The sequence below is a fragment of the Micromonospora sp. B11E3 genome (genome assembly GCF_039871625.1).
Classification (GTDB): domain Bacteria; phylum Actinomycetota; class Actinomycetes; order Mycobacteriales; family Micromonosporaceae; genus Micromonospora.
In genome coordinates, this window is sequence record NZ_JBDPMC010000147.1 from 1 (window position 1) to 6,178 (window position 6,178).

Annotated in this window: 5 protein-coding genes; all 5 read right to left on the minus strand. The window is 65.6% G+C overall.

Features of this window, described 5'->3' with window-relative positions:
• Positions 1-268 precede the first annotated feature (268 nt).
• On the minus strand, positions 269-1,231 hold the full coding sequence (locus ABGB16_RS32760; RefSeq protein WP_347671940.1) for a hypothetical protein: 963 nt from the start codon (positions 1,229-1,231) through the stop codon (positions 269-271).
• 218 nt (positions 1,232-1,449) lie between these two features.
• On the minus strand, positions 1,450-2,706 hold the full coding sequence (locus ABGB16_RS32765) for a metallopeptidase TldD-related protein (RefSeq protein ID WP_347671944.1): 1,257 nt from the start codon (positions 2,704-2,706) through the stop codon (positions 1,450-1,452).
• A 41-nt stretch (positions 2,707-2,747) separates the two neighbouring features.
• Positions 2,748-4,004: an MFS transporter gene (locus ABGB16_RS32770; protein ID WP_347671941.1), complete on the minus strand. Its 1,257-nt coding sequence runs from the start codon at positions 4,002-4,004 to the stop codon at positions 2,748-2,750.
• A complete protein-coding gene (locus tag ABGB16_RS32775; RefSeq protein ID WP_347671942.1) occupies positions 4,001-5,056 on the minus strand; it encodes a hypothetical protein in 1,056 nt (351 codons plus the stop codon). Before ABGB16_RS32775 ends, ABGB16_RS32770 begins: the two co-directional genes overlap by 4 nt.
• Before the next feature lie 73 nt (positions 5,057-5,129).
• A complete protein-coding gene (locus ABGB16_RS32780) occupies positions 5,130-5,267 on the minus strand; it encodes a hypothetical protein (RefSeq protein ID WP_347671943.1) in 138 nt (45 codons plus the stop codon).
• Positions 5,268-6,178: the final 911 nt, after the last annotated feature.

Below are 6,178 nucleotides of genomic sequence, written 5' to 3' on the forward strand. Positions count from 1 at the left end.
ACGTCAGCCTGTGCCCGTGGAACATCGGCAGGATCACCGCGGCGGCCCTCGTACTCCTGCACATCGAGCACAACCGCACAACCTGATCACCCAACGCCACGACCCGTTACGCGGAAAGGCTCACTGACACGCGAGTGGGCTTGCAGCACGTCGGTCAGGAAGTTGGTCCCCGAACGGTGGTGACCGATCAACATGAAGGACACGCCGCCGTCCGCACGGCTCCGCCCAGAGGCAAGGCTGTCCGAAATCCCGCCAGTCTGAAAATCGCTCACTGGTCAACCCATTCCATGTCGGCCCAGAAACGGCGCACCGTCAGGTCGTTCATCCGGCTGAAGCCGCCGTCGGAGAAGACGCGGAGAAGACGCCCGATCACCTCGTCGCCCCGCAGCGCCATCGTGATCGGCCCCCACCGGCCGACCGGCCGACCCGCGTCCAGCACGAGGCCCCGGGCCCGGAGGAAGAAGCCGGATCCCTCCAGTAGATGGCTGGCACCGTGCTCGGCGAGCTGGGTCACGACGAGTCCCGAATAGTCCGCCACGACGCTGCCGTCATCGATCTGGTCGCCCTCGAGGGTGACGGCGCCGGGCCTGGAGACCGGCACGGGGGCGAACCGCTGCGTCGTGCGGTGACCGAGTACACCCGACTGTGGTGTCTCCCCCGGCTTGGGCCACACCTGCCGACCCGGACCGCTCAGCACGGCGACAGAGGTGTCAACGCCGTCAAGATCGAAGCAGTGTCCGAACGGCACTCCAAGATCGGCCTCGCACGTCCGCAGGACGAACCTCGCGTCGCCGCCCGGGGGTTCGGCGGCGCCGCAGCGTACGTAGGCGGAGGTCAGCGAGGTGAGGAGCACCGTCATGGCATCCGGGGTGAGGCGGGCCCGCCGGAAGCCTCTGCCGTTCATCACAGGCAGCTCGGGACCGGCGATGAGCATCCGGGCCGCATCGAGCACCCGGTCCAGGCGGATAGCAGCGTGCCAGAAGATCTCGATGGGTGTTCCGTTTGCCGCAGCGGGTTCCGCGCGCAGCGAAGACCAGGTGTGGGCGCACACCCGCTCGGCAGCACCCGGAGCCCGGTACCACCGGTTGCTCTCGTACCGGGAAACCGTGACCTGCCGTACCTCTACCCCGTGGCGCTCAGCCGAGGCCAAGAATGCCGGTACGTCGATAGGCGCCGGCTCGCCGGCGTCGGGGCATTCTCGCGTCCGCGAAAGCGCCGCGGCGTCGGCCATCACGGCGGATCGGACGCCCAGCGCGCGCAGTAGGTGGTCACGGGCGAGATCACTCAGCGCCGTCCCAGGGCCCACCACCACATGGCCGTCGCCACCACCATCGGGCGCCGACGCGATGAGCGGCTCGTAAACAGTTCGTACCGTCGTGCGGCCCGGACGTCCCATCGCGGTGACCGTCTGCCGGATCCGCTGTGAGGAGCTGAAAGCGGCCAGGGTGGTCATGCCGTCACCGCCGAGGTCCAGGAGATGTCGACGAACCGCATCGATGGCGAACTGATCCCGACGCCCACCCATTGACCCTGCTTGCCGCACGAGATGCTCTCGTAGGCCGGGTCGTCGCCGATCGCCTCCAGCCGGCGCAGGACATCGAGTGCGTCCCCATCGAGGCGCACGTCTCCGAGATAAGTTCGATCGCCGTCGGCGGACCACAGCTCACACCCGGACGCGGTGAAGTCGAAGTGCCCGGTGTACGGGTCGACCTGGCCACTGGAGAAGGACCGGACAACCAGCAGGTCTCCCGAGTCCGTTGAATACAAGGACTCAGCCGGATCGTCGCCGCTGGACACCACGGTGTTGGTGGCTCGAGGTTGAGTCGGGAAGCGGTAGTTCGCCCGGCGCCCGTTACCACCCGAGGCCCCACAGCGCACGCTGGCAAGAGCGTTGACAAACTGCCCGGCTTCCACCATGAACCGCCCACCGCATGGGACGCCGTCGTCGTCAGCGGTCATGCTGCCGTATCCGTGGGCCGCGCCGGGCTCGTCACGGATGGTGAGGCTCGGCGTCGACAGGGCAGCGTCGCGTAGCGCCCGGGCGTACGGCGACCCGTTGTAGGCGTTGTCGTGCTCACAGGCATGTCCGACCAGCTCGTGGAGCAGGGCGGCGCCCGCCGTGGGACGGAGGACCACCGCGGTCCGCCGGGGACCGGGCTCACCCGAGGCTGCCGGCGCCCGGCTCAACATTCGTACGGTATCCCGGGCGAACGAGGTCAGGTCGTCCTCGGTCGGCGTCGTCGATCGTACGAACCGGGACGAGACCTGCCGCGCCAGATCTGCAGCATGGGCGGTGACGGTGGTGCGGCATCGAACCCGCTCCGAGGCGTCGCAACGACCCTCCGTGTCCGCGACCACGTGCATGGTGCTGTACACGTCGACGACGACGTGCACCTCGACAAGGCCGTGCTCGCCGGGCAGTGATATGGGAAGGTCCGCCGCAGCCGAGGCGGCGCGCATGGCGAGGAGATCCGTGAAGTCCTCGGTCCCCGCGCCGGCGGATTCCAACAGGCCTCCGGCACGCGCCCGGGCGTGGTCCGCAGCGGCGTACCTGGCCCGGCCGTCCACGACCCGGAGCCGCCCGGCGCCCGCGTCCAGGCGTACGGCGGCCTGTCGTCGGCCGCCCGCGTAGCATGCCTGAACGTGGCTGGTCCACTGTTGGAAGAGTTGCTCGTACTGAGCCTCCCGTCGTGCTTCGACCTCCACGCGCGTCAAAGCGGCCACTTCTACCAGTGCGGTGCTGGATGTCATGCCCCGGCACCCGACACCTCGGGCCGGCGCATCACCCGACGGTGGCGGGCCAGCAACGGCAGCGGCACCAGGAGCACCACGGCCAGCAGCGTCAGGTATCCCGCGACACCGCCCGCAGTCAGCACTGCGGCGCCGATAGCCGGACCGATGGCCGTGCCGATGCTGTAGGCCATTGAAACGGCTGCGGCGTACGTGCCTAGGTTTCCCTCGGGCGCGCTTTTCGCAGCCAGAGGTTGCATGGACGGCGACACGAGCGTCTCAGCAAGCCCGAAGATCACTGCGTAGAGAATCACCACTGCCACACCGATAGGTCCGGCGAAAACGAACCCGAGGTACAGCAGGGGCAGGCTCACGATCCAGACGATCACCGCTCGTTGCAGCGCGCCGATCTCCCCGATGCGTTCGACGTACTTCTCCGTCAACGTCTGCAGGGCGAACACCGCGAGGCCGTTCGCCGCCAGGAAGACGGAGACTATGCGGGTCGAATATCCTCCGTAGTCGTGCAACACAAGCGGCATGATGGCTTCGAGTTGCACGACGCCGAAGCCGATGATGCACATCTGCGTGAGCGGCAGCGCGACGAATCGCGCATCGAGGTAGGGCCGCCACGGCGCCAACGGACGGACGCGTACGTCGCTCCCGATCTCCGCCGGTGGCGTCCGTTTCAACTGCGCGGCGAGAGCCACGCCGAGGAGCACGAACGACAACGCGTTCGCCGCGAAGCACAAGCGATATCCGCGCTCTCCCCAACTCGCGACCACCACCCCGGAGGCGGCCGCCGCGACGGCGACGGCGACATTGGCGATCATAAAGTTGCGGGAAAAGAACCGGCCTAGTGCAGACTGGCCGAAAATGAGCTTCACCGTCGGCATCAGCACCGCGTAGTAGGACCCGTTACCGATCCCGGCAAGCACTGCGGCGACGGACGCTTGCCCCAGATTCCCGGACAGCGAAAGCACGATGGCACCCGCCGCTTGGAACAGCAATGCCCCGAAAATGACCGGTACAGGGCTACGCCGGTCCGCGATCCTGCCCGCGAACGGGTTGGCCAGGAAGGCGGATCCTGCGGTCAGGGCGAAGTAGAGGCCCACAGCACCCGAACCTGCCTGCAGAATGCCGGTCAGGTAGAGCGCGGTCAGGGGAAGAACGAGACCGGTCCCCGCACTCGAGACACCGATCCCCGCCAGCAGCAGAGCCTGCGGCAAGGACGCCTTATTACCGTCCCGCCCGTCCATTTCGATAGCCGCGGTCATGCAGAACGCACCAGGCCGCTCTGAACCAGCCGCTCCACCGCGGTCCGCACCTGTGAGGCGGTCAAGGACACCCCGGGCAGCGCGGCAGCGCAGGACAGGACGTTCTCCACGACGGTGTCCAGGTCAGGCCCCGTGCACCACAGCCAGACCAGCGCCACCCGAGCCGTTAGCTTGACCTGGCGGCCGCTCTCGTGGTGCAGGAGTACGGAGTCACCGATGCTCATCGGGACGAACTCGGTCGCGCGCCGAGGACCGGATCCGTCGAAAACGGTCGGCAGCTCCGGCAGCGGGGTATCCGCCAGCCGATTGAGCGCGGCGGCGCCGAGAAGCGTCTGCCCGTAGCTGAGCATCCGGTTTGCTCCCTCGTCACCCTCGGCCACCCAGTGCCCACGGGAGTAGTACGAGAAGGCGGATAGGTCGAGGAGCGGAGCTGAGCGGCGCAGCTGCTTGTAGACCCACTTGTGACCGATGTAAATGTCACCGAGCGAGGCCACGTACGCCTTAGCCGAAGCGACTGTCATTGCGGATCCCGAATACGAAGCGGTGTCGTAATCGTGCTCGATGACCGCACCGTGGAAATCCTCGAGCGAGGAGTTGTAGCCCAGCGCCCAACGCACGACGATGAGGTCATCGATGTGCTGACGGACGTCCTTGGTCTTGGCGCGCAGCTTCTCTAGCGCAGGCGAATTGATGACGTCGACCGACGACAGGAATCGCGCATACCAGTCGACGTCATCGAAGTGCGGCCAAAGTTCAACAAGGCGCTGCCGGGTCAGATCCATACCCGCCAGAGCGTCGAGCACCCGCCTAGCCTGCGCGAGGGTCAGCCACTCCACATCGATCCGTCCACCGTCGCGCGCGAATTGAACCGGTCCATCCGGCACGCTATCCGAAGCGCTCAGGATGAAGAGGTCCACATCGCTCTTCGCATTTCCCAACCCCGCAGTCAAAGAGCCGGCGACGTAGGCTGAGTCCACGGGAGTCTGTCGAGCCAAATCGGCTGCCACCTGCCCTGCCGCAGCTATACGCTTGCCGATTTCTTCCTGATCCACGGCACCTTCTCCTCGGCCATGTGCAACGGGAGGTGTGCGGCGGGAGCCCGCCCGCCGCACACACCCTGTTTCCTTAGATGTTCGCGATGTTCGCGATGTTCGCGATGTTCGCGATGTTCGCGACGTTCGCCGAGTTGCCGGCGTCGCCGCCCTCGATCTCGATCTCATCGATCTCGATCTCGGTCTCTTCGACTGCTTCGATTGCGGTCATTCAGAATCACCTCCTTCGCTTTTGAATCCACGCGAAAGCGCTGCAACGCCAAAAGCACATTACGCGCAACTCTGTTCGCGTGTGTAAGTGTCGGGGCGACGAGCATCGATCGCCCGCAATGTGCAGACGAGCAGCGAGACTTGCGTCTCGAGCGAAACGTCGCCTCCCGAAGTAACGGCGAAACCCGCGCGCCTTTGCGAGGCAGCATCAATTGATTGCATCAGCATACGCATGATTTACCCATCTCAATAGCGTCACACGGGTCATCAAGGTCACAAATAAATTCGCGGCCTTCGGGTAGTTGCCCGGCTTTCCGAAACGGCGCCCAGATGTGCTGTCCGACCCGCGCCGACCGCGCGGCAGATACCGACGCACCTGACGGCGGGCAGCGGACATCGCGGCCCGAACGCTCCTTTGACCTGCCCGCAACACTTAGGCGGACTTGACAGAATGGACAACCGCCGGGCTACCCGACGCCTCCGCCGACTACGGAGACTTCCACGGGCGCGGGCGACGGCACTATATTTCGGTGATCAGAAAGAGGCGCTCCGCGAGAAAGCCTTACCGCGCAGAAGGCGGTTGACCGGCATCCGGTACCAACCCTTCCGGCGAGCATCATTCGCGCATCCCGCGCTTGAGGGAAATCGTGTGTCTGAAAATAAAGCACTTCTCGAAGCTTGCTCTCATCAGCACCCCCGTGCTCACAACTTCAGAACTTGTCGCCGTACCCAGTGACCCTAAGCGGCAGTCAGGCTTTCAGCAACAACGCATCCCAACGTCAAACAGGCTCTTCGAACTTGAGCGGGGTTTGTGGCTGAGCCGACCCGAGAGTGAAGGGCTCGCAGCCCGTCAGTGATCATCTGAGTGTCTAGTTCGGATGGTCACAAGTGATGAGCTGCGAGCATGATCAA

Coding starts and splice junctions, on each gene's coding strand:
- ABGB16_RS32770 (WP_347671941.1), bottom strand. CDS start 4,004: ATGACCGCGGCTATCGAAATGGACGGGCGGGACGGTAATAAGGCGTCC.
- ABGB16_RS32760 (WP_347671940.1), bottom strand. CDS start 1,231: ATGGCCGACGCCGCGGCGCTTTCGCGGACGCGAGAATGCCCCGACGCC.
- ABGB16_RS32780 (WP_347671943.1), bottom strand. CDS start 5,267: ATGACCGCAATCGAAGCAGTCGAAGAGACCGAGATCGAGATCGATGAG.